The sequence below is a fragment of the Fibrobacter intestinalis genome (assembly GCF_900167415.1).
In the GTDB taxonomy this organism is placed as follows: Bacteria; Fibrobacterota; Fibrobacteria; order Fibrobacterales; family Fibrobacteraceae; genus Hallerella; species Hallerella intestinalis.
In genome coordinates, this window is sequence record NZ_FUWU01000053.1 from 1 (window position 1) to 22,429 (window position 22,429).

At 41.5% G+C, this 22,429-nt stretch carries 24 protein-coding genes and 1 pseudogene; 5 read left to right on the top strand and 20 right to left on the bottom strand.

Features of this window, described 5'->3' with window-relative positions; translation table 11 throughout:
• The first annotated feature begins 439 nt into the window (after positions 1-439).
• Positions 440-994 (top strand): hypothetical protein, encoded by a 555-nt coding sequence (locus B5D40_RS12075; RefSeq protein WP_078777106.1) that lies wholly within the window; start codon positions 440-442, stop codon positions 992-994.
• 333 nt (positions 995-1,327) lie between these two features.
• Here B5D40_RS12075 and ileS read toward each other — a convergent pair whose 3' ends face one another.
• From ileS to B5D40_RS12120, 8 genes are all read right to left on the bottom strand, one after another.
• Positions 1,328-4,525, bottom strand: coding sequence for an isoleucine--tRNA ligase (gene ileS, locus B5D40_RS12085; RefSeq protein WP_233134288.1), 3,198 nt, complete (start codon positions 4,523-4,525; stop codon positions 1,328-1,330).
• A 282-nt stretch (positions 4,526-4,807) separates the two neighbouring features.
• Positions 4,808-6,250, bottom strand: a complete 1,443-nt coding sequence (locus B5D40_RS12090; protein ID WP_078777107.1) for a hypothetical protein — start codon at positions 6,248-6,250, stop codon at positions 4,808-4,810.
• Positions 6,247-7,245 (bottom strand): hypothetical protein, encoded by a 999-nt coding sequence (locus tag B5D40_RS12095; RefSeq protein WP_078777128.1) that lies wholly within the window; start codon positions 7,243-7,245, stop codon positions 6,247-6,249. The genes B5D40_RS12090 and B5D40_RS12095 overlap by 4 nt, the downstream gene beginning before the upstream one ends.
• Before the next feature lie 44 nt (positions 7,246-7,289).
• Positions 7,290-8,255: a DNA cytosine methyltransferase gene (locus B5D40_RS12100; RefSeq protein WP_078777108.1), complete on the bottom strand. Its 966-nt coding sequence runs from the start codon at positions 8,253-8,255 to the stop codon at positions 7,290-7,292.
• A complete protein-coding gene (locus B5D40_RS12105) occupies positions 8,252-9,643 on the bottom strand; it encodes a protein NO VEIN domain-containing protein (protein ID WP_078777109.1) in 1,392 nt (463 codons plus the stop codon). Before B5D40_RS12105 ends, B5D40_RS12100 begins: the two co-directional genes overlap by 4 nt.
• The gene (locus tag B5D40_RS12110) at positions 9,640-10,737 is read right to left on the bottom strand and encodes a DNA cytosine methyltransferase (RefSeq protein WP_234978174.1); all 1,098 of its coding nucleotides are present in this window, start codon (positions 10,735-10,737) and stop codon (positions 9,640-9,642) included. Before B5D40_RS12110 ends, B5D40_RS12105 begins: the two co-directional genes overlap by 4 nt.
• Complete coding sequence (locus B5D40_RS12115; RefSeq protein WP_143394450.1) at positions 10,691-11,197, bottom strand: hypothetical protein; 507 nt, start codon at positions 11,195-11,197, stop codon at positions 10,691-10,693. The genes B5D40_RS12110 and B5D40_RS12115 overlap by 47 nt, the downstream gene beginning before the upstream one ends.
• Positions 11,198-11,244: 47 nt before the next feature.
• Complete coding sequence (locus B5D40_RS12120; protein WP_078777112.1) at positions 11,245-11,451, bottom strand: hypothetical protein; 207 nt, start codon at positions 11,449-11,451, stop codon at positions 11,245-11,247.
• A gap of 138 nt (positions 11,452-11,589) precedes the next feature.
• Here B5D40_RS12120 and B5D40_RS12125 point away from each other — a divergent pair, with 138 nt between their 5' ends.
• Positions 11,590-12,231: a hypothetical protein gene (locus B5D40_RS12125; RefSeq protein WP_078777113.1), complete on the top strand. Its 642-nt coding sequence runs from the start codon at positions 11,590-11,592 to the stop codon at positions 12,229-12,231.
• Positions 12,232-12,357: 126 nt separating this feature from the next.
• Here B5D40_RS12125 and B5D40_RS12130 read toward each other — a convergent pair whose 3' ends face one another.
• A complete protein-coding gene (locus B5D40_RS12130) occupies positions 12,358-13,386 on the bottom strand; it encodes a YeiH family protein (protein WP_078777114.1) in 1,029 nt (342 codons plus the stop codon).
• 143 nt (positions 13,387-13,529) lie between these two features.
• Between B5D40_RS12130 and B5D40_RS12135 the strand changes: the two genes are divergently transcribed.
• The gene (locus B5D40_RS12135) at positions 13,530-14,312 is read left to right on the top strand and encodes a DNA alkylation repair protein (RefSeq protein ID WP_078777115.1); all 783 of its coding nucleotides are present in this window, start codon (positions 13,530-13,532) and stop codon (positions 14,310-14,312) included.
• Between the two features lie 64 nt (positions 14,313-14,376).
• On the opposite strand, the gene B5D40_RS12140 is transcribed toward B5D40_RS12135, so the two are convergent.
• From B5D40_RS12140 to B5D40_RS12185, 10 genes are all read right to left on the bottom strand, one after another.
• Positions 14,377-14,982 (bottom strand): hypothetical protein, encoded by a 606-nt coding sequence (locus B5D40_RS12140; RefSeq protein WP_078777116.1) that lies wholly within the window; start codon positions 14,980-14,982, stop codon positions 14,377-14,379.
• On the bottom strand, positions 14,979-15,404 hold the full coding sequence (locus B5D40_RS12145) for a hypothetical protein (RefSeq protein WP_143394449.1): 426 nt from the start codon (positions 15,402-15,404) through the stop codon (positions 14,979-14,981). Before B5D40_RS12145 ends, B5D40_RS12140 begins: the two co-directional genes overlap by 4 nt.
• Positions 15,405-15,421: 17 nt before the next feature.
• On the bottom strand, positions 15,422-16,612 hold the full coding sequence (locus tag B5D40_RS12150; protein ID WP_078777118.1) for an FISUMP domain-containing protein: 1,191 nt from the start codon (positions 16,610-16,612) through the stop codon (positions 15,422-15,424).
• A gap of 77 nt (positions 16,613-16,689) precedes the next feature.
• The gene (locus B5D40_RS12155) at positions 16,690-17,061 is read right to left on the bottom strand and encodes a hypothetical protein (RefSeq protein WP_078777119.1); all 372 of its coding nucleotides are present in this window, start codon (positions 17,059-17,061) and stop codon (positions 16,690-16,692) included.
• Positions 17,062-17,096: 35 nt separating this feature from the next.
• Complete coding sequence (locus B5D40_RS12160) at positions 17,097-18,209, bottom strand: FISUMP domain-containing protein (RefSeq protein WP_078777120.1); 1,113 nt, start codon at positions 18,207-18,209, stop codon at positions 17,097-17,099.
• 50 nt (positions 18,210-18,259) lie between these two features.
• Positions 18,260-18,625, bottom strand: a complete 366-nt coding sequence (locus tag B5D40_RS12165) for a hypothetical protein (protein ID WP_078777121.1) — start codon at positions 18,623-18,625, stop codon at positions 18,260-18,262.
• A complete protein-coding gene (locus tag B5D40_RS12170; protein ID WP_143394448.1) occupies positions 18,606-18,857 on the bottom strand; it encodes a hypothetical protein in 252 nt (83 codons plus the stop codon). The genes B5D40_RS12165 and B5D40_RS12170 overlap by 20 nt, the downstream gene beginning before the upstream one ends.
• A gap of 15 nt (positions 18,858-18,872) precedes the next feature.
• Positions 18,873-19,268 carry a TM2 domain-containing protein gene (locus B5D40_RS16335; RefSeq protein ID WP_078777123.1) on the bottom strand — a complete coding sequence of 132 codons (396 nt, stop codon included), beginning with the start codon at positions 19,266-19,268 and terminating at the stop codon, positions 18,873-18,875.
• A gap of 190 nt (positions 19,269-19,458) precedes the next feature.
• The gene (locus B5D40_RS12180; protein WP_143394447.1) at positions 19,459-19,896 is read right to left on the bottom strand and encodes a hypothetical protein; all 438 of its coding nucleotides are present in this window, start codon (positions 19,894-19,896) and stop codon (positions 19,459-19,461) included.
• A 329-nt stretch (positions 19,897-20,225) separates the two neighbouring features.
• Entirely contained in the window at positions 20,226-20,675 is a 450-nt protein-coding gene (locus B5D40_RS12185) for a MerR family transcriptional regulator (protein WP_198951044.1), read from the bottom strand.
• A 170-nt stretch (positions 20,676-20,845) separates the two neighbouring features.
• On the opposite strand from B5D40_RS12185, the gene B5D40_RS12190 reads away from it, so the two are divergent.
• Positions 20,846-21,691, top strand: coding sequence for a hypothetical protein (locus B5D40_RS12190; protein WP_078777126.1), 846 nt, complete (start codon positions 20,846-20,848; stop codon positions 21,689-21,691).
• Positions 21,692-21,699: 8 nt separating this feature from the next.
• Here B5D40_RS12190 and B5D40_RS16535 read toward each other — a convergent pair.
• Positions 21,700-21,879, bottom strand: a pseudogene (locus B5D40_RS16535) (type I restriction enzyme endonuclease domain-containing protein); the annotation flags it as partial.
• A gap of 247 nt (positions 21,880-22,126) precedes the next feature.
• On the opposite strand from B5D40_RS16535, the gene B5D40_RS12200 reads away from it, so the two are divergent.
• Positions 22,127-22,429 (top strand): Rpn family recombination-promoting nuclease/putative transposase (locus B5D40_RS12200; protein ID WP_144319698.1); only part of this gene is annotated, 303 nt, incomplete at its 3' end.

Genomic DNA, 22,429 nt, shown 5'->3' on the forward strand with positions numbered 1-22,429 from the left:
AAAAAGGCGTAGATCGTTGCATTTACCTAGTCGAGGCTCAGCATTGCCTAGTACGATAAATGCAAACGACCCACGCCCCAAACGGGCTGTTGCCCTTGGCCATACGACCAAGAACCGGTTGAAAAGCCGGTTACGACAAACTGAGATACGCCGCAAAACAGCATACCTGCGTGAGCGTTCGCCTTGTTCCCGTACAGGTGAAATTTGCTGATTTCGACTAGAGAACAAGAGCAAAAACTCTTTTACTCTTTAAAAATAACATAAAAACGAGAAAAAGCCCTAATAGTTTACAAAAAAGTTCTTTTTTTTGCAATGAAAACGGCGATTCTTCGCTATTTTGTAAAGAAAAAAGGGTATTCCAAGTTGTAATGCATAAGTTTAAGCCGATTAAATCGATTGCTAAATCACAATGAAAAATCTATATTGTACAAGAGGTGATATGGCTGGATTTATTTCTGTACATATTGATGATTTTACCCCTTGTCTCAAGGACAATTCCACAGGTGAGCTTGTGGATACCGAGGTCGTGCGCATTCGACGGTCATCCTTTCTTTCAAAATACAACAAGCAAAATGGTTGGTATGTAAATTGGGGCTCTTTGGCAAAAAACTCTGAAATCTATGCTCTTGTTGTTAAGGGAACCGTAGATATTCAAGGGTTAGTTTCTCTTCAAAACAATTCTGACGCTAAGGCAATCTACATCCAGTGGATGTGCTCCGCCCCACAAAACAACAAACTGCTAACCGAAAACATTAAGTATTCTGGTGTAGGTGGCCATTTATTTGCCATAGCCGGGAAAAAATCGGAAGATTATGGATACAACGGCGATGTATTTGGGTTTGCTGCAAGCGAAAAGTTACTTGGTCATTATGTTGAAAAATTGGGAGCAGTTCCAATTTGCATGTTGCACCAATTCCATTTTGGGATTTTCAGTGAACAGATGAAAAATATTATGGAGGTATATACTTATGACTGGACTGACGAAGAAATATAAAGAATACCTCAACGACAGTTATTCGCCCATTGACGTCAATACATTACCCGCGTTCGTTGATATGCGGGCGATGTTTGAGTATGCGAAAAAGAAATGCGTCCAGATTTCGCAATTGACCAAAGAAGAGAAATCAAAATTTTTAATTCCAAACACAAGGGTTTCTGTCCCCTAGCATAAAGAACTTAACAATCTCTGATTTAGAGTGATTTTTGTACAGAAAAGACCGCAGCGGTGAGCTACGGTCTAAATTTTTGTCTTGCGAACCTTCGGTTTCAAGGTCGGTGAGCTTGCCGAACCGACTTTGCGGAGTTCACTTCGGCAGGCTCAGTGAACTTATGCCTTAACCGTCGTGAAGCTGAAAGCTTCACCATCAGCATCATTGGCTTCGAGGCCATCGGCAGAAGCGGCCCACTTAATCGCAACAGCCTGTGTCTCACCGGCGATGTAAGCTTCATTTTCAGCCACGGCCTGCTTGAAGACTTCGCTTGCGGAGAACAGCGTCACTTCGATCTTGTCGGTGATGGCGTAGTTCTGGTCCTTACGGCGGTTCTGGATGCGGTTCACCAGTTCCCGGGCAACGCAGGCGCGGCGGAGTTCGTCGGTAATCTTCAGGTCCAAAGCCACAGTGAAGTGCTGGTTCGCTTCCACGGCGAGGCCTTCCGGCACGATGCGGCTAAGCATCAAGCAGTCGGCACCGACTTCACCGAAGTTGAACTTGATCGTCTCGCCATTCTGCAAAGCCTTGATTTCATCGACAGTCAGCGAATTCAACTTGGCAGAAATCACCTTCATGTTCTTCGCATAGTCCGGGCCCTTCGCCTTGATGGCGAGGAAGTTGGGCTTGGCGGAAAGTTTCACCAGCTTCGTTTCGTCTTCCAGGAATTTCATCTCCCGAACGTTCAGTTCTTCGAGAATCAGGTCCTTCATGGTCTCGGCGACGTCCTTTTCCACCGCACCGTGAGCGACCACCGTCATGCTGGCAATGGGCATACGATTCTTGACGTTGTTTGTAGCGCGAATCACGCGGCCCATTTCGACCATGCCACGTACCATGGCGATGCGTTCCACCAACTTTTCGTCCATCAGGGACTTGTCGGCGCTGGGGAATTCGCAGAGGTGCACGCTCACCGGGGCATTGGCGTCCACTTCGCGAACGAGAATCTGGTAGATTTCTTCGGCAAGGAGCGGGAGGAACGGGGCGAGAATTTTGGAAAAGTCCACCAAAACTTTGTACATGGTGGCGTATGCGGCGTTCTTGTCGCCATCGTTTTCGGACTTCCAGAAACGGCGACGGCTGCGGCGCACATACCAGTTTGTCAAATCATCTACGGCGGCAATGACAGCGGGCACCACGTTGTACAGGCGGTAAGCTTTCATCTCCACTTCCACCTTGGCGGCCAAATCCTGCAAAGTGGCGAGCATCCAGCGATCCAGCTCGTTGTCGCTCTTGACTTCCTGACCCGGCTTCCAGTTGAGCTGGCCCTTGGCGGCGTCGGCGTTGTGGTTAGACACAAAGAATGCCACAGCGTTCCACAGCGGAAGCATCACCTGCTTCACGATGCCCTTCACGCCTTCTTCGCTGAAGCGCAGGTCTTCGGCCTTCAAAGCGGCGGAGTTGATCATGAACAAACGAATGGCGTCGGCACCGGTGCGATTAATAAGCTCGTTGGGATCCGGATAATTGCGCTTAGACTTGCTCATTTTGGAGCCGTCTTCGGCCAAGATGATTCCGTTCACAATCACGTTCTTGAACGCAGGCTTTTGGAACAAAGCATTGGAAAGAACCGTCAGCGTATAGAACCAACCGCGGGTCTGGTCTAGGCCTTCGGCGATAAAGTCCGCCGGGAAACTGGCTTCAACAACTTCCTTGTTTTCAAAGGGATAATGGCGGCTGGCATACGGCATAGAACCGGATTCAAACCAGCAGTCGAAAACTTCGGGAGTGCGACGGTAAATTTTGCCGTTCTTTTCGATGGTGAGTTTATCTACAAAATGCTTGTGCAAGTCGTCCAGCTTCACGCCGGTAAGCTGCTGCAATTCTTCGATGCTCCCTACGGCAATCATGTCGCCGTCGTCGGAAAGCCATACCGGAATGGGCGTTCCCCAGAAACGGTTGCGGGAAAGGTTCCAATCTCGGGCGTTGGCAATCCACTTGCCGAAACGGCCGTTCTTGATGTGGTCCGGAACCCAGTTAACGGTCTGGTTGTTTTCGACCATCCATTCCTTCAAAGTCTTGGTCACGCCGTCCTTGTTGGTAACAGGCGCATCGATCTTGAGGAACCAAGTCTTGAGGGCGCGGTAAATCAGAGGAACGCCAGTACGCCAACAGTGCGGGTAGCTGTGGACAATCACATCTTGCTTGAACACGCGGCCCTGTTCTTTGAAGTAGCGGATAATTTCCTTGTCGGCTTCCTTCGCGCCCAGGCCTTTCCACATCGGAATCTTGTCGGTGAACTTGCCTTCGGTATCGAGCGGGTCGAAAAGGCCCAGGTCGAGTTCAGCACCTTTCTGGAAGTCTTCTTCACCGAAGCTGGGTGCAGTATGCACGGCGCCGGTACCATCGTCGGTGCTCACGTAATCGGCAGGGTAAATCTTGTAATGGCGGGAAAGCTGGTCCGGCGTCACGAATGCATCGGAAATGCGGGAAAGGGGCTCGTAGTCCTTACCCACCAGCTCGGAACCCTTGCAGGTATCCACGACGTTCGGGTTCTTGAAATAAGCGGCGGTGCGGCTGGCGGCAATCCAGTATTTTTTTTCGTCCTGTTCCACCAGGTTGTAGTCCATGTCCGGACCCACCACGATGCAGAAGTTGGAGTACAGCGTCCACGGGGTCGTCGTCCACACGAGAATGCTCGTGTCCTTGAACTTGGCCTCGTCCGAGTTGATCGGGAAAATCAGCGTGAGGGACGGATCCTGGCGGTCCTTATAACCCTGGTTCGTTTCAAAGTTCGAAAGCGGAGTTGCCAGTGCCGGGCTGTACGGCTGAATGCGGTAGCCCTGATAAATCAAACCTTTGTCGAAGCACTGCTTGAACACCCACCACACGGATTCCATGAAATTCTTGTCCATGGTCTTGTAACCCGTGTCGAAGTCCACCCAGCGGCCCATGCGGCGCACCGTCTTCTTCCATTCGCTCGTGTACTTGAGCACCTTGCTGCGGCAGGTTTCGTTGAACTTATCGACACCGAGCTTCTGGATTTCGGCAACGCCAGCGAGGCCCAGCTCGTTCTGCACCAGAGATTCAATGGGAAGGCCATGGCAGTCCCAACCGAAACCACGCGGAACCTTCTTGCCCTTCATGGTCCAGTAACGCGGAACGATATCCTTAATGGTTCCTGCCAGCAAATGCCCGTAGTGCGGAAGGCCCGTCGCAAAGGGAGGCCCATCGTAAAAAGTGTAAGGTTCGGATTCCGGACGGGAATCCAGGGATTTCTTGAAACTGTCGTCCTTGTCCCATAGGGCTAAAACTCTTTCTTCTACATCGGGAAACGTCTCGTTTTTATTCACTTCGCGAAACAAAGTCATTGTCATAACCTCTAAAAATTTTACAGGGGAAATTTAGAAAAAGGCGAGAGCCACGGCAATGCAATTTATTGATTTGACATGGCCGAGCCGCATTGAATGCGCTCTGAAAGAGCGCCAAGATAGAAAATTTTTCTTTTGGGCGTTCCCCACACTATTGTGTGGGTCGGGCTGTCGCGGTATCGCGAATCAGTTTCCTGAGCCTGCCGAAGGGCTGATTCGCGTCCGTTTAGCCTCGGCTCCCTACAGTCGCCGAGTCCGAACCCTTCGGGCTTCCATCTCTAACGCAAACTACTCTATAAGCCTATTCTTTATTTCAATAACATTAGCGTTGTCAACACCACTATAGTTATAAATAGACGCGACAATTATTTGATGATCTGAAAAATCTCGTTTCAAAACATTTATCATCAATTGAATATTGTCTCTATCGACTTCTTTTCCACTTGGAGAATCCAACATTATCGGCAATTTTATATTTAGGTATTTTTTCACCGCAGCGATATAAGCCAATTTAAAAGCAAAAACTGTTTTATGTAACACAGCTCCAGAAAGTTCTTTTAAATTCGAAGTGAATATATAAGAACTTGAAATTTTTTTATCGCCACCCAAATTTAATTCCGTTGCATATTTTATCATTTCCGCAGAAATTTCAAGCGGGACTCTATTGCTATTTTTCGTTCTTTCAGAAATTGACTTTCTAACATCTGTCAATTCTTTATGAAGTTGATCTATTTTATTTTTTATAACAACTGGGTTCAGAGGCAATTTTGAAATTCTATTATCAAATTCCCTTAATATGCTAGTGTCATCAAAAAATGTATTTTCTTCTTTTACAAACTTCTGTTTCTTATATTCCTCTAATTCTTTTGATATTTTTTTAAATTCGGTTGAAATAATCTTTCTTTTGGCAACAAGATAATCTACGGAATCATTTAAGCCAACAATTTTGTCCTCAGTTACCTCTATTTCTTCTTCGCCCACTAAAACTCTTAGCCTAATATTTGAAATAAACTTCTTAAATCTTTTATTTTCACCTAAAACCTTATCAACTTGTTGGAGTTCTCTCTTTTTTTGTTCTAATTGAGAGACAAGAATATTAAGAGAACTATCAACAGAATCATCATAGTTGTCAGGTACTATTTTACCACTATCTTTTTGTATTTTCTCTTTATAATCAGCGACATTATACATCTGCCTGTATTTACTTAATTGACCTGAAAGAATTTTAGCTTTACTAAGCAATGATGAACAATCAACGCCCGATATTCCGCGAATAAAACTTTCTATATTGAATCTGATATTTCCAACAACCACGCCACGATTCAGTAAGGTCCAACCTTTTTCTTGGTCAACATAAAATGTTCCCAATAAGTTTTCAAGAACTTCAGCATTTTGAATTCCAAATATAATCTTGTGAAGTTCTGTCTGCTGTTCCGGTAAAACAAAAGTTATCTCTTCATTTGGTTTTACAATTTGAATTGATTGTTGAGAATGTCTTGACAGAGTTATTTCTTCTCCATCATCTTTCCTGATAGTCAACAAAGATTCATTTTTCGAAAAATTTATCCCCTTAGTATTCGGAATATTATATCCCAATGCAAACAACAACCATCTCATCAAGGTTGTTTTACCTTTAGTATTTTTTTGACTGTATATTAAATTTTCTTGTGCAAAAAAATCAATTGTCCGAGAAAAAAGGCCTTCTTGTAAGGCTAGTTTTAAAAAAATCATAAATTCGCCCCCTTTTTTATACGGTCAACATCATATCGATTAACAACAATCAAATACAAAATGATTTTCGTTAGAATATTATTTTCTTCATTGTCTTCAAGGTTTAAAACGCGGAGATATTGTGCACAATAGTTATTGGCAAAATCTCTACACACCGTAGTTTCATGATTATTTCTTTTAAAATCTATAAAATCAGATAAAACTTTTGTTGTGAACTCATACCTTTCACAAGAATAATCAATTAAATCTTTATATTTGCGAATCACATCATTTACCTGACCGTCATCTAGTTCAAACACTTCTACAATTTTACTTATTGATTTTTGAACATCCGTAGCCAAAACTATTAAAGGCCATACGATTGCTTTTTTTGACAAAACTATAGAAGAATCCTTTTTACTTCCGTTGTCAAAAATACTTTCGAACCATATATTTAAAAGTTCTTTCCCCCGACCATTTAAAATCGGATTTACAAATTCATTTACTTTTTGATAAACAACTTTATAACGTTCATTCTCATCATCTGTCTCAAAAGGCAAAACCTGTATAAGGAAATCATCTTTATTGAGTGGATTTGTTATTTTGGAAAGATAATCGTCAATTATCTTCTTTGCGGAATCTGGCAAGGAAGAATACGAACGATGAGCCTCACCATAAAACACGCTTCTAGAATTTTCATCATTTAAAGGATTAGGAGAATTTGTTATTAAAATAAGTTTTTCAACATTTCCCTTATGAGCACCTTCTGACAATGATTCCAATGCTTTTTTCAAATTTGCTCGAACATTTGTAAAATCAGAGCCACTTTTTTCTACTGCTTTTGCTTGAGCTAAAATACTTTTGCCATTTGACAAAAAAATTTCTATATCCTCCAGGTCGCTTTCCAATCGCAAGGAATCCATTTCTTTCATGTTTTCAAGCATTAAAACAATAGCAGCATTGACCTGAAAATCAAAGCCGAATAAGACGGAATTTGCACGGCGACTTTTACCCATTTTCTCCATATAACCTTTTCATATTTCTTTATCGTTTAAACATATTACCCTCCATCCTGAATTGCTTTAATAAGGGCTTTGGCTATATGCCACATCATAACAGGAGGAATAGCATTTCCAATTTGTTTATAAGCATATTTTTCCGATACAGGGAAATCAAATGTATCTGGAAAAGACTGTATTCTGGCAGCCTCTCGCGGAGTAAACCGACGATACACTTCTTTTTGGGGATCAACCAACAAAATAGGATCTCGCGAATTTATACTCGTCTTAGCAAGATGCGATGTCACGGTAAGGCACGGCTTACTCAAATCTTGCCACAATCCACGCTTCATGTTCTTCTTTGCATTTTTCATTCCCTGAACAGCTCGTTCAGAGAAATAGTATTTCTTTTCATCAATTGCAATTTTGTCTATAACTTTGGAAAGAGGAACATATTTATCTTCTGTTAAAATAGGTTTCGGGTATTCAAAGGTTTTGTTCAAATCATTTCTTATTCCCACTATTACAACACGTTCTCTCTTCTGTGGAACTCCGAACTCAACAGCTTTTATTAGTTTATACTGAACTTTGTAATTACAAGACTCAAATTCTTTTACAACCTTGCTTATAATTGCTCCTCCCTGAAGTGTAACCAATCCCTTAACATTTTCACAAATAAAATATTTAGGTTGTTTTTCCTTAAGAAATCGAACTATTTCCTTGTATAAATTTGCCCGTTCGTCATTTGTATCTTTTGTCGGATTCACCGTAGAAAATGACTGACAAGGAAAGCCCCCTACCAGAACATCTATTTCGCCAATATCCGAATAATCTGCCTCCCTGACATCACCACACAAAGCCTTATGCTTAAAATTTGCATTATATGTTTCTACGGCTTTCACATCAAAGTCAATAGAATAAACGATGTCAAAATCTAATTTTTTATATTTCTTTTTTAAGAAAGAAAATCCGCCAAGGATACCGAGATCACTACCACCGCATCCGCAAAAAAGCGATGCTACTTTCATACATCAACCTCATATTGTTTTTGTATGGCTTTTGCAGAGAAATCCATTTGATAAATAGTGGGAAAAACATCTATCTTATTTTCTGCAGCCTTCTTAAAGGGATTATTTATTTTTACAACTATTGTCTTTGTTTTAGTGAAATAGACTCGATAAATGTTGTAATATTCACCATATTGCTCCGCTGCAATCCACTCTTTAGATGTCAAATTGAGAGAATCAGACCAACGAGCATCAAAGGACGGTTCAGAAACTCTTGTTGTTGCCTTCACCTCGATATAGCGAGCAAATTCGGGTTTTCCAGGATTTTCATTTGCTTCGATGGAACTTATATCATAGCCGAGTCCTTTTGTTTTGCCTAGCAGCAGAACTTTATTGACAAGTCTCTCTTTGTAAGTTTTAACTCTTTTACATTCCATCTTGTAAACAAATGCTTCGCCTTTGTCACCAAGTTCAACTGTTGAAAGTCCAACAGCTCCTCTCTCTTTTTTTAGCTCCTTTATTTGAATAGAATCATTAAATTGAGTGTTTAATTTTGATATTTCTGGATTTAATTTACCATAGTACAAATCCCATTCTGCCTGAGCCCTTTTTCCCTCATATTTAGAAATGTCAAAACGAGCTTCATGATTCATTTTACAGAACAATTTTATCGCCTGCTCTTCCGAACTATTAAGCCATATATATTCCGCATTTGTTTCAATAACATTTGCCAGTTCAAGAAGATTAAACTGTTCTTTTATATGCTGCCAATCATGAGAACCTGCTAGTCTATCTCTCCGAACATTGTTATCTCTGTCACTAATAATTCGCGAGTAGACATTGCTTACATCGACTTGTCCCTTAAGAACATCAAGATTATTCAATATATAATATCCAACTTCTTGCTTTGTTATCGCTTTATTAGCTGTTTGCTTTCTTGCATAATCCAAAAATTCGACAACATAACACATAGGTCGAATATTTACGCCATGTTTGATTCTATCATTTAATGTATGAGTAGAATCTGCGAGGTTTGGAAATTGAAAATTTAAGCAAATGTTTTTAAAAAATGCAGGGAAATCATTTTTGGATAACAAAAACGAGCATGATTCTGACTCAAAAACCATTCCATCAAGACTCGTGTAGTAAAGTCCTAGAAGTTTACCCATAATTTCTGTTATATGATTTCTTATGGTCTTTTTATTAGCATCCGTTAACCCTTCGTAATCTTCATTTCCAAAAAAATATTTGGAAAGTAATCTATTACAACGAACATCAAATTCGTTTTTTGTGCAAGGACAATTATTGTGAACCGCTTGAGCGTAAAAAGGAAGCAAGTCCTCCATTTCAGATTGGCTTTTGCCACGTATAATGGTACATCGATATTGATTTTCTGGCGTATAACTCATAAAAACTCCTTTATCTTTTGGGCAATAGATAAAGCCATTAACGGTGGTACGGCATTTCCAATTTGTTTAAGCTGACTCATTTTCTTGCCTATAAACACAAAGTTATCAGGGAAGGATTGTAAACGAGCACTTTCTCTAGCTGTCGGCACACGGTTGTATTCATAATGGAAATGATGATTGTGTCCAGTATCTATGGTTATACTAGGCTTGTTACTTGCCAGTCTTGTCCAAGCGATATGGACTTTGCGCGTTTGTTGCAAGTCTTTGGGCAAATCTTTATAATTTCCTCCATCGGGAACCAACGCTATTATCCGTTGCGTTTGCTCCGTATGAATGGTAATTTTATGATTATAAACGCCCTTACTGTTATTTCGCATCAGTTTTTGATAATCAGAATATGCATCACACGGATATTTTGCACCATCAGGTAGGGATTCTTTAGGTAAATCCGATAGGGCTTCAAGTGTCGTTACAGGACTTTTGGTCGTAGGTTCGGGGAAAATAAATTCAGAGCCATCAAGAAAACCAACAAACACAGCTCGCCGCCTATTTTGAGGCACACCGTAATTTGAAGCAAGCAATACCTTAACTTTTACTGTATAGCCCAATTTTTTAAAATCGGCTAAAATAGAATCCTTGACAACTCCATTACCTATGGAAAGTATGTTCGGAACATTTTCCATAACAAAGGCTTTGGGTTTAAAATGCTTAACCATTGCAACGAACGACTTATAGAGTTCATTTCGTTTGTCTTCAACAATACGCTTTCCAGCAACTGAAAAACCTTGACAGGGCGGTCCCCCAATAATCACATCAACATCTTTCCCAATCTGTTTTTCTACAGTTTTTGGAGAAATTTCGGACAAATCTCCAAGCATGACCTGTGATTTTTTATGATTGTGCTGGAATGTAACTAAAGCATCGCTCCACACATCTATACCCATCAACACATCAAATCCAGCTTTTTCAAATCCAAGAGAAAAGCCGCCGCAGCCGCAAAAAAGGTCAAGACACTTTGGTTGATTTTTTTTTACTTTCAACATGGTATTATGCTTCAAAATTAAAAAAATTCCTAATGGTATAAGCCATTGCATCCTTAGAACATTCTAGCCCATAACGAATTTGCTCACCTGATAGGGTAATTCCGCAGTCCTTTGCATCCATCAGTGCTAGTCCGTCCAGGGCATCGCCCATATAGAGATACCAACAACCTCTGTGCCTATAAAGCCCCACATGACCATCTTCACTGGCATAGTATTCATCATAATCCATCACCTGAATCAAATCCGTCGAAGGGAAAGCCCTACTTAGGTCGGCATCTTCTTGAATCATCGTATGGATAGTAGCCCTGTATCGGAAATCTATGTCGTCCACGAATTTTTGAAGGTCTCTCTGTCTTGCAATCATGGAATCAGGAATCCAAATGTCCTCGCTCCACACCGTCGATGCGGACTTGTCAATCTCCGCCAGTTGATACTTTTTAATTTGCCCCTTTTGCTTCACTTTCATGTTTACCTCGTTTCTGTTAATGGCAAATGCAATTTTCATTTTCAAATATACAAATATTGTAGTGACAATTTTTGTCATATTGGTTTTTTTAGTCAGGTTTTCTCATACATAAATCCCATTGTCACGCTGGGAGACACCTTCCCCTCCAAGCCCCTGCGGCCTGCAACCTGTTCGGGCGAGAGGTCTTCCCGGATCATGGCCACCGTTTCCGCCCAGATTCTGTCGCTGACGGTTTTCTGCGAATGCCCGGCATCCAGCAAGGCTTTAATTTGGTATCTTAGACCTCGGTTAAGTCTCATCGCCTGTCCTTTTCGTGGTTGGAAACGACAAGCTAGAAACTTGACTGTCCCCGGGATTCGTTTTCCGGGGATTTTTTGCTGTTCTCTGCTTTATCCGTTTGAACGTCTTTTCCACCATTTTATATTTATATTTATTCTATGAAACGTCTTTTCCTTGCATTGTTCTTTATATCTCAGGCATGTTTTGGCCAAGATGCGGCAAGCTCAAGTTCTGTAGAAAAAAGTTCTTCATCAGCTGCGGATTCACAAATACGCTGTCCTGAAATCGAATACCACGGAATGCAAACGACCAAGTATATTCCCAACAAGCCCTATATCATAAATTGGGATCGAAATACCATAGACTTAGTTGGCGTTGTAGATTCTGTTGGCCTAGACACTTTTTTTGTAGACGGAATGATTCCGCTTCTTCTTGCAGACTCCTCTAAAATTGCCGCAAAAATCGCAAAACTCAAACAGGTAAGCATTAGTTCTACTGATAACGCCATGAAAAACGTTTTTGATTCTAACTATGTATACATTCCTCTGACTTTTAGTACAAATAAAGGCGACACAATCTCAGTACATAATTATTCTGCATCTGTTTTTTTAGATTGTTCATCACAATACACTATTCCATACGGATTTTTTATGGGAAATTTTTCCAATAATTCAGCAGCAAATGTCACAGCAATTAAACATTTTTATTATAATCGCAAAAATATTTCGATGAAAAAGCACAATAGAGACGCATCAGGGAAATTTCTGAACAAGAAAACATCCAAAATAATTCGATACTAAAAACGTGTTTTGCTCGGGTCGAGTTGTGCCGTTATCGCTTTGCGTTGCTTGCCATCCCTAAAGCAAAATAAAAGGCCTGCCTGTTTGCGGGCAAACCTTGAAATTTTGAATTTATTCTTTTGCTTTTTACACAAGAGCCGGAGCCAAGTATTTTGCCAGCGCATAGCCGCCGCCAACGAGCCAAACGCACAAAATGGCTGCCAGCAAAAATGGCTTGGGGCCTGCTTGCTTGAATTTGTCCATGCTGGTTTCTGTGCCGAGAGCCGTCATTGCCATTGAAAGCAGAAAGGTGTCCAAAACTTCGATTCCATGAATAAGGTTTTGGGGCAGTAAATTCAAGGAGTTGAACATCACGACCAGCAAAAATCCAAAGGCGAACCAGGGAACGGCAATTTTTTTCTTTCCGCTTTTGCTTTCGGAGTCTCCTAATTTTCCTACGACAAAAAATGCCAAAACCAGCAGAACAGGAACCAGATACATCACTCGAATCATTTTGACGATAATGGCGACAGTTGCTGTGTCCGTAGCGTTTCCTGCGCCTACTGCATGAGCGACTTCGTGAATGGTCGATCCGATGTAGAGACCGATTTGTTCGGGAGAAAGGGCGATTATTCCATTGCGATACAAAATCGGATACAGGAACATTAAAAGAGTTCCGAACAGCACGACGGTGGAAACGGCGACGGCTGTTTTATAAGGTTTTGCTTTGAGGGCGGCTTCTGCGCCAAGGACGGCTGCTGCTCCGCAAATCGCACTTCCGACAGACGTGAGCATCGCGGTTTCTTTGTCCATTTTCAAAAGGCGGGAACCCAAAAAATAACCGCCGACAAGAGTTACGGTTACGATGATGGCGTCGATAATCAGCGCGGGCGCGCCCACTTCGGCAATTTGGGAAAATGTCAGGCGGAATCCGTATAAAATAATGCCCAATCGCAAAATTTTTTTGGAGCAGAATGCGACTCCCGGAGACCATGTTCCCGGCATTCCTTTTCGGAGGGTGTTGGCGTAGATGATTCCAAACAAGAGGCCGACAATCAGCGGGCTGAGCGACAATGCTTTGACGGCGGAAAAATCGGCGACAGAGAATGCAACGCTGGTAATAAGCGTGATGAGCAAAATCCCATGAAGAAAATCTGTTTTCTTTTCTGTCAGCATAAAGACTCCTTTGAAGGAATTGTTGAAAAGAAGTGCGCCAAATATAAAAAATCTTCTTTTTAAAGTGTAGAGGAATTTGGAAGGATGAAGTCGGAGTCCATTTTGAAAATTTTTAAATTCAATCCAAACAGAACGAGAAGAATATGACGTCGGAAGAATTGCGGAACAGGCTGTTTGCCAATCAGGATTTCGGATATAAGAAATTTCATCAGGCTTTGATTCCGGGAATTTCCGAAGAAAAAATCATCGGTGTGCGGGTTCCTTGTTTGCGAAAATTGGCGAAGGAATTCGCTTCGGGAAATCGGGAGGAAGTTTGCTTGTTTATGGGAAATCTCCCTCATGATTATTTTGAAGAAAATCAGATTCACTTCATGATGATTCAGCAGATTTCCGATTTTGATGAATGCCTTGCCGCTCTGGAAAATTTTTTGCCTTATGTGGATAATTGGGCGGTCTGTGATGGGAAAAATCCCAAGGTACTGCTGAAAAATGAAACATTGTTCTTGCGTAAGATTCGGGAATGGTTGGCGACGGCTCACCCTTATCAAGTCCGTTTTGGAATCAACATGCTGATGAATTTGTTTTTGGAGGAGCGTTTTGATTCAAAATATCTGGAGTGGGTGGCTGCGGTTAATGGAGAAAAATTTGCAGTTCAGAAAAACGGATTGCTGCCGCAGAAAGTGAGAAATGCGTTGCCTGCGGGCGTGTGTCCGGCAGCTCCCGAATATTATGTGAAAATGGGCGTGGCCTGGTATTTTGCGACGGCCCTTTCCAAACAATGGGATGCTGCAATTCCGTTTTTAACGGAGCATAGGCTGGACGCTTGGACCCACAATAAGACGATTCAAAAAGCGCGGGAAAGTTTTCGCATTACGGGCGAACGGAAAGAATTTCTGCAAACCCTGCGAATCTCGCCATTGGTGTAAAACCAGAGGCGTTGCAGGGGAGGATTCCCCCACATCGGCGAGAAGAGTTATTCTTTGTTCGGATTTATTTTGATTTAAGATAAATTTCCATTGCGTCTGCGGTGCACGACGCTTCAAAGCAACCAAAGTGCATCAATACGATTGCATTGCCTTTGGTCTTGCACGGACCTCCCGAACAGACGAAATGTTCTGAACCGGATTTATTCAGGGGAACGACATAAATACATTCGCTCTCCCCAAGCATCGTTAAATACCCATTTTCAGGTTGCTCTTCTCCCCGATTTTCCCAAAGATATTTTTCCCCGTCGTAACATCTCCGTTTTTTGGAATGGACGCCGCATGTATCTTTCCCTATTCCTCCTGTTATAACAATGCATTCCGGCGGATTTTCACAATACTCGCCTTCTTCTGCTTTTTTGCAATGCTTATCCTTTTTTGTCGAGCATACGCCCGGCCCGCCATAGCGACACAATCCCTTTACGCCGAGCTTTTCTTCGACTTCGCTTTCGGAAGGTTGCTGCATTTGAGTTTCGTCTTCACACCCCGCTTCCGGAGGGCAAGCGTTTTTTATCGCCGCCTGATAATTTTTCAACTCCTTCAATGTAATTGCCGACGAATAGGAGGCAAAGAACATTAAAATCAAAACGACTGTGACTTGGATTCTTTTCATTTTTTACTCCTGTTTTTTAAGCAACGAAGATTTGCGTTGCCTAGCATTGTTTCAAAATTCGAGAGTTTGAAATTTTGCCATTCGCTTTTTATTGAAAATCCATAACCTTCAATGTTATAAGTACATTGATGGCGTCCATTTTCAAAAACATCGCGACATTGAGAAACTTTGGCTTCCGCGATCCAGTAACTTATGTCATTTCCTGTTGTGGTATTAGACGGCATGGAAAAACCATACGAATCCAAGCACAAGTCGTCTCCATTTTCGTCAAGTGGCCAGGTACCTTTTGAACAAAGATGTTGTACAATCTCCCTTTCAATGACTTCTTGCATATCATGTTTATTATATCGGCAATTTGCACCTTTATTACAATCAAAACCATCTTTTTTCCCTTTTCGCCACTTGTTGTACGCCGCATCCAACTCGTTTTCAATAGATTCTAATTTCTTTTGTTGTTTATGATATTTTTTGAGTTCAGAAGCCGAAGCGAAAGCGAGTTCAAAATTGCTCGGAAGCTCATCTCTAGCTTTAATAAGTCGTATTTCAAAAATTTCACTTTATCTTTTGCGACAAAAGAGAAGAGTTCTTTCCATTCCTTACGGGTCGGAACATGGAAGCCTGCGGGACATGCCCCTTGATGGTTGTTCTTTATATCGGGTTTTTCGAGAAAAGAACCATAATCTTTAGAGAATAAATTCAGGTCCATAAGTACGAACCAACTATTTCTTTCTCCACTTGGCAATGCGGCGGATTTCGATTCATAATCCCCATAGGTGATATTGGACAAATCCTTATTGGCAACTATATCTACACCATATTTCACAGTTCGACATTCGCCATAAAGCAGATTATGATCCATCCACTCCTGCTTTCCGATTTTTACAGCCCTAATAGGAGTCGCATCTGTTGGCAAATCCGTAGCGTCATTAAGCATAATGAACAAGGGCGTATAATCAACGGTATAATTAACGCCTGAATTTATATACTCTATGGAAATATCCGCAATAGTTCCATCTTCTAAATTTACACGATAATTGCATATTTTAAAGTTAGAATTGAGATCGCCACAAATACCGCGACTACCTAACATATCAGACACTTGATACAACGAAAGCCCCTGGAAAGCTCCTTCGCATCGTGTAGAAGACTTACAAGTAAGTTTGAGTTGATCTATTTTATCTAGAATGGAATTTGACTTCTCTATTAGGTCAGAGATCTCCGTTCTTTTTTCTTCATCGTTAGGCCTATACGGATCATCATTATATTGAAATCTGTTGTCAATAAATCTATAGGCTGGATGGTTTTTATTGGAGCCATACCCTATTTTACGCACAATCCTTTTTTCTTTATATGAACCCGAATTTGTTGCCACATGGTCAAAATCTACTGAAATATAAACCGGAAATTCATCTGCACTAAATAAACACAAACCTTGATATTCAGGCCTGTTCGAATAATGGTTTATCTTTTTTTCAAAATGAGAACCCGACTCCAAAAGAATCGAATCGATGGACTCCAATGTAATGGGATTCCTCAATTCTGATTGTATCTGTTCCAAATCTTGCCGTGTGATTGCAAATGTGAAGACTGAACAACCTAGTAACACAAGCATGCATTTAAAAAATTTCATTAACTCTCCTTCATAGAAAAGACAAAGCAAAAGGCGACGTTTTTCAACATCACCTTTGGCTTCAATTTATAGAACAACTATTTCTTAGGAACAATCATTAACATTCTATTTATCAATGGCCAGGACGATTTATTTTTAATGGCATCGAAATAATCGTCGTCGGTATAGTGATAAAGCATCATAAATCCCGGAATAATCAAATAGGCCAAAAGAACAATTCCTAAGGGAATGGCAAGGGGAAGAAATAAAAACAAAAATGTTAGGGTGAAGGTAATGCTGACATTTGCAAGCACCCAGTGAAAAATGAACCCTTTAATGTCTTTAAGAATCAAATGGTGCAAGCCCGCCCAAAAACCAATGCCCGTAACAAGATAGTAAATCATCTTGAAACTGGGTTCAATTCCCACATAGCGAATGCTGGTGATTTCGTCGATTTTATTTGTTTCCATTTTTACTCCTTGTTGGATAGTGAAATTGTGAAATTTTAATCTTGGATGCAACGGACGGACATTCCGTTTGTCTTTAATGCGAATTTGATATTCCCCATAAAGAAATCGTCGGAACTTGTGGTAGCCACCCAATCATAGGCACGTTCCCCCTCGTCATCTGCGCTCCATAAATAATTTGACTCGTCAATGAGCTGGTATTTTTCTTTAAATCTGTCGCCTGCAAAAACGGACATAAAACCACGGGATTTTAAACCTGCACCCGCACGTCTCGTTCCAAATTCTTGTTCCATGGAATTTTTAATTTGTTCAAAATCTGCGTTATTGGGCAATCGCCAACCTTTGGGGCAAGCAGCCATTGCCTGATCCCAGGTGTATAAGCGCCCGTATTTTTCGCAATTTTCCGGCTGATTTTCATAACACGAAGAACCATTCACTGCAAAGTTCAGGTTTTCTGCCATCCATGTTTTCCCGTTGAAATCCATTGTCCGATAAGTTTTTCCATCGCGAGAGTCGTGGAACCCTGTTTTCTGAGTGGTTGCAGATGGCTCTTCTTCCTTTGGCTCGGTTTTCTTAATGGCGGCAGAAGTCCGTTCTTCTTTTTTTGGGGATTCATTGACGGCAGCTGTTGGCAGTTCTTCTTTGGGTTCGGTTTCTTCTGGACTAGATGAGAAAAAAGACTTTATTTTGTCCACAATAGATGAAATAAAACCCTCTGTTTCCCTTTTGACGTTTTTTTGGGCAGCTTTTTTTCCTTTCTCCGCCATTTCCTCTAGTTTTTCTTTATATTCCGCTTCGAATAAATCTTCTACGGCATCTTTACAAGTAGAAGACAAGGCCAATTTGTCCCATTTTTCCTCAAGCTTTTTTTGGTCTTCTTTTATTCTGGCTCCCTTTTCGGGGTCACCTTTATTCAATGCATTCAATATACGAAACGATTCTAGACCCCATATGTTTTTTTGAATTCTGACTGCTTCGCGAGAAGACTCACCGCAATATTCTTTAATGGCTTTTACACAGTTGTCTTGATTTTCTTCTTTGCTAAGATCTACGCTGCAAGCCTTATGGACTACTTTGTCCGCTTCGGATTTGCACCCGGTAATCAAAAATGCCGCGACAAACGCCATTCCTGCAAAAGTTTTTAATTTCATTTTGTGTACTCCATTGTTGAGATGAAATAAATTCTGGATTTAGAAAAGGGTTAATAAACTTCGGTTGGAGTTTGTCCCAAATTCAACATTTGAGTTCTATAATTAAAATAGGATTGATAATCTCTCAGCATTTTCCCAGATGTTTCTGCACATAGATTTTTACTCATGGGAATATATTTAGGGATGCCTCCCGGAAATCCTACCAGAGTTCGTTGTATTTTTTCTTCTTGTGAAGCATCCCGAAAACCAACGGCTTCAATAACTTCATCTGACATCAAACAGAGAATATACGTTTCATTTTCTATCGGATTTACTTCGTCTCCTGCGGCCCAATTTACCCACGCAAGAGATGCTTTATAAACATCCCATAAAATAGTCAAGGTTTTTTCGCCCCATTTACTGTATTTTTTCTGCATTTCTATGTTGAAATTCCTCATGGACAAGAGTCATACAGTTGGAACCTAATGTCACAAATAATGGCAATGAGCCTATATCCATTTTACCAGTAACAATTGCAGTTTGAAAAACCTGCTGAAATGTTTCTGGAACGATATTACATTTTGCCTTTACTGAATCAACTTCGGAATTTGCAAAAGTACTGATTGCAAGTAGCAGAATTGCAATAGATAGATTCATGAGTCTTTTCATTTTGATCTCCATTTTTTAGGTGAAATAGATATTTCCTTCGGCATCCGCTTTTTTTGTAATGCCGATAATGCATTCTACTAAAGCAATAATGCACGGAATCAATGTCCAGCAAAAAAGCAGATAAACAATTCCTTGGCCTACTTTCCCAGCATAAAATTTATGAACGCCGATGCCCCCTAGGAAAAAGGCGAATAGACAATAAGCCAGTTGGTTAACAGGTCGTCCTTTGGGCGGAAAAGCTGGCGATTTTCCATTCCTATATATAACGGTTTTATCGTCGGAAGTAAAAACTTCAACGATTTCTCCTACTACAGGCTTAAAATTCAATTCTGACAGAGGCACTTCAAGAAAAGAGCCGTCATCATTCCCAACAGTTACTACTTCATTTTTGATACGGATCACTTTGGACATGGTTTCTCCCAAACGAGGTTATTTTGCACCAATACAAATGTAAACAAAAAAAAACATTGTCAAGGGGGGGTGTAAATTTTTGGGTTTTTCAAAATATTCTTCCTTTCAGAAAATTACTGCCTTTCCGATGTAGAAAGGCAGTTCGGGCCTGTGTGAGAAGCCGATGCGAAATTCACCACGGAGTACAGCCTTAAAGTGATTGAAGTTTTTTGAAGTTCGGAGTCAACGCTTCACAGGCTTTGGGGTTAGGGCCGGATATTTCAGCATTGATTTGTATGCTATATTTATCTTTTATACTGGTTTTTATTGTCCAAATGGAACCTTTGGGGCACTTGTTGGAGACTCCCAGATCTTCCAACAAAATCGCTGTAAGAATTCCTTTTTGCGATGCGTCATATTGAAAGATTTTGGATTCGGGCGCTATGTAGCCGATTTCCTCTCCCGTCCCAATTTTTTCAGTCTCTGAAAAATAGGCTTCTTGTAACTTTACATAGGTTCCAGCAGCATGGCCGACTTCAGAAGCTTTGCTTTTTGCTTTCATAATGACGATTTCGCTATCTTCGCATCCCATTGCGAAAATGGAACACAGCAAAAGAAGGAAAAGAGTGGCAGGTGTTCTTTTTTTCATTTTTTATTCCTTTGAAAAAGAATGTGAATCTTTTTGCGGTACAAATGTAAACAAAAAAAACGTTGTCAAGTGGTTTTTGTAATTTTCTGATTTTTTGTTGTTTTTGTGCAAAAAATCATCGTCTTTTTTAGAAAGCGATTATCTGGGACGGCTTGCACGAATTGCTTCACTGCTATGGAACTCGGGGAGACTGAGTGTAGAAAAACGAGCTTTTCAAAATAGTGGATGCCCCATGGCGAGGATGGGGTGAAACGAGCAAGGAAACAATCTTTTCACTCAGACAAGATTATTTCATCGCTGATGAGACTTCTCCACAAAATCAATAAAACTTATTCCTTGTCCGGATTTTTCAGAAGGAAACTTTTATAGGGGACTTTTCCGCTTTCGATGTCGTTGTAGAGATTGTTTTTCCAAAGGATGAAGTCGATGCTGGCTTGGATTTTTTCCTGTTCCTTGCGGAGGTTTTCCAGTTTTTCGGCGAGGATTTTTCGATGTTCGGGAATGGATTTTCGGCCTTGCATGCACAAGTCTTTATAACGTTGCATTTCTTCGATGCTCATGCCGCAGCGGCGCAGACATTTCAGGCTTTCAATCCAGCCGATGTCGTTTTCGTCAAAGAGGCGGTAGTTGCCTTCGGAGCGTTTCAGGTTGGGAACCAGGCCTTTGTTGCAGTAGAATTTGAGAGTTTCATAGGGGAATCCGGTTCTTTTGCAGACTTCCCGCATGGAATACAATTTCTGTTCAGCATTTTTGGCATCGTTGCTGGGTTTGCTCATCATTTTCTCGGAGGGTTTATTTTGAACATTTCTAAAAATTTATTAAAAATCGGATGTTTTAGAATGGTTGTTGTTTGTCGTTATCTGTTTAAGCGAAGCAAAGGAAGAATATCAAAAATTTGTCATTTGAAGGATGTATATTTCTTCATAAAAATCAAAAGCAGGATATGCCTATGAGTGTTGTCGTTTTGAGATGGAATCCGGAAATTTCCAGTTTTCGTATGGAAAATTTTAAAAATGCTATGAAAGAAGCCCAGAATACGCAAAATTATATGCTGAACTGGAGTGTGTGGGAACACAAGAAGGTTCATTGCGGCGATCGTTTTTTTTTGCTTCGAGTCGGTTCGGGCAAGGCTGGTGTGGTTATGAGCGGAAAAATCGTCTCTGACCCTTATCGCAGCGAGGACTGGTCCGGTAAAGGGCGGGAAACCTACTATGTAAACATACAGCCCGATTTTCTGGTGGATACGGAACGGGGGAACTTCCTCAGCATTCGCGATCTTGAAAAGGCATTCCCTCGTTATGTATGGAAAGAAGGGCATTCGGGAATGGTCCTGAACGACACTCTCGGAACAAAGCTTGAGTGGATGTGGGTCGATTTCCTCTACAAAACATTCGGTATTAGCCGCAAGAAAAATTTCGCTTGCAATTTATGCGAAACAGACAGCGATAGCATTGCGAATAGATACCATTACGGTATAGTCCCTTCGCTTCAATTGGATTTGGCAAAAAGACGGGGAGCAGCTTGCGAAATTTGTGGCTACGATTACGAAAAGGTTTTTGAACTCGCCTCTTTGGATTGTTGCGGAGTTCAGAATATCTATTACTTTTTCCCGAACGAGCGTTCTTCCAAGTCGATTCGCTTAAACTTTCATTGCATCTGCGCTAATTGCAGGAATATATACAACGACTTGTGTTCCGATACCAATGATGGCAGATTACTTCCTTTTGAAAGTCTGGCAAAGTTGAAACGTAAGTCGAATGAGAATCGTCAAAAAGATCAGATCTTTTGGTGTTAGGGGAATCACTATCCATTTTCTTCAAAGTTCTCGACTTGTTCCATGACCTTGCGGAACAGCTCAGGGCTGTATTGTCGTGGGTAGCCATTTTTCACTAGGCAAATTTTGATTTCCAGCTTCAAATTGTTGCGGACATTCTGGTTGTTGAGATAATCGGCAAATGAGGATTTTGTATCGATGATTTCCTTGCATCAGTTGCATTAGCGATGAAAACTCACGTTTTGATTTGCAATAACGACTTCCCGCAGATTGCCACGTTGCTATCGCACCTCGCAATGACAGGGAGGGGTGGACCTTAATTAAGTCCAACTTTTTGTACGCACCTCCGGCTGCAAAAAAAACTTTTTACAAAAAAGTTTTCCTAAAATCGCCCGCTCGCGCGTTGTACATCATGGGCTTTCGTTTGGGGAAGTCCGCATTCCAACGAGGAAATCCATGAAAGAAAACAACGCAAACGCCCGCACCGGGCACGATTCCTATTTCCGCTCCGTCTTCAAGGCTCCGGAACGCGCCGCGGAACTCCTGAAGCTCGCCGCCAGGCACAACGAAAGCCTCGCCGAATTCCTGAAGACCGTGGACCTCTCGACCCTCACGGAAATCTCCGAATCCTTCAGCGACACGGAAAGCTTCGGCTATGCGGACCTGGCGTTCACCGTCAAGATTGCCGACGGCGAAAGAAATCGCGATTCCGAACAATTCGGAAAAGAACGCTCCGCCGACCTCCTTGTCGGCATCCTC